We start from the raw sequence: 1,106 nt of genomic DNA, 5'->3' as shown, positions 1-1,106 counted from the left end.
CCCCCCCGGCCGGGGGGGCGGGGGCCGACCGGCGGAACTCCCGCGAACTCGACGCCCGGGCCGCCAGGTGGGCGGGGCTGCTGGCCGCGCGCGGCGCAGGCCCCGGCGACCTGGTCGGCGTGTTGCTGCCGCGCGGCGCAGACCTCCTGGTGACGCTCCTGGCGGTGGCCCGCACCGGCGCCGCCTACCTGCCGCTCGACCCCGACTTCCCGGCGGAGCGGATCGCGTACATGCTCGCCGACGCGGCGCCGGCCCACCTGGTCACCGACCTGGCCACCGCACCGGTGCTGGCCACCGCCGAGGCCCGCGCCGGCAGCGACAGCCAGAGCGGCAGCCAGAGCGACAGCCAGGGCAGCGGCAAGGGCGGTCCCGGCCCCGCCGCCGGGCCGATCGTGCTCGACGACGCGGCCACCGCCGCACTGCTGGCCGCCGCCGAGCCGCTGGCGCGCCCGCGCGCCGCGCACCCGGAGCAGCCCGCGTACGTCATCTACACCTCGGGCTCCACCGGCCGGCCCAAGGGCGTGGTCGTGCCGCGCGGCGCCGTCGCCAACTTCCTCGCCTGCCTCGGCACCGATCCGGCGCTCGCCGACGGGGCGCGGCTGCTCGCGGTGACCACGGTCGGCTTCGACATCTCCGTGCTCGAACTCTTCGCGCCCCTGGTCAGCGGCGGCACCGTCATCGTGGCCAGCCGCGCCGAGGTGCGCGACCCGCTGCTCCTCGGCCGGCTGCTGCGCACCTCGGGCGCGACCGTCGCGCAGGCCACGCCCTCGCTGTGGCGGGCGCTGCACGAGGCGGACCCGGACGCACTGCACGGGCTGCACGTCCTGACCGGCGGCGAGGCGCTGCCGCCCGACCTGGCCGCGGCGCTCGGCGCACACGGCGGCCGGGTGGTGAACCTGTACGGGCCGACCGAGACCACCATCTGGTCCACCCGTGCCGAGATCGGGCCGGCCGACGCCGGGGGCCCCCCCCCGGGGGGGCCCCCGGGGGGGCCCCCCCCCCCCCCGCCCCGGGGGGGTTTAACAAAAACCCCCCCCCCCACCCCCCAACAAAATCGGGATGGCCGGATAGTGGTTAAAAAAAAAAGAAGGTGGGGGGGGGGGGGG

General features: G+C 78.0%; 1 protein-coding gene. It reads left to right on the top strand.

The features are described 5' to 3' along the window. Positions 1-1,106, top strand: a 1,106-nt coding sequence (locus tag AAHZ94_RS34425; protein WP_349997607.1) for an AMP-binding protein, incomplete at both ends; no start/stop codon positions are given.

Source organism: Streptomyces sp. HSW2009, assembly GCF_040240285.1.
In the GTDB taxonomy this organism is placed as follows: Bacteria; Actinomycetota; Actinomycetes; order Streptomycetales; family Streptomycetaceae; genus Streptomyces.
This window is presented reverse-complemented; position numbering and strand designations above follow the sequence as displayed.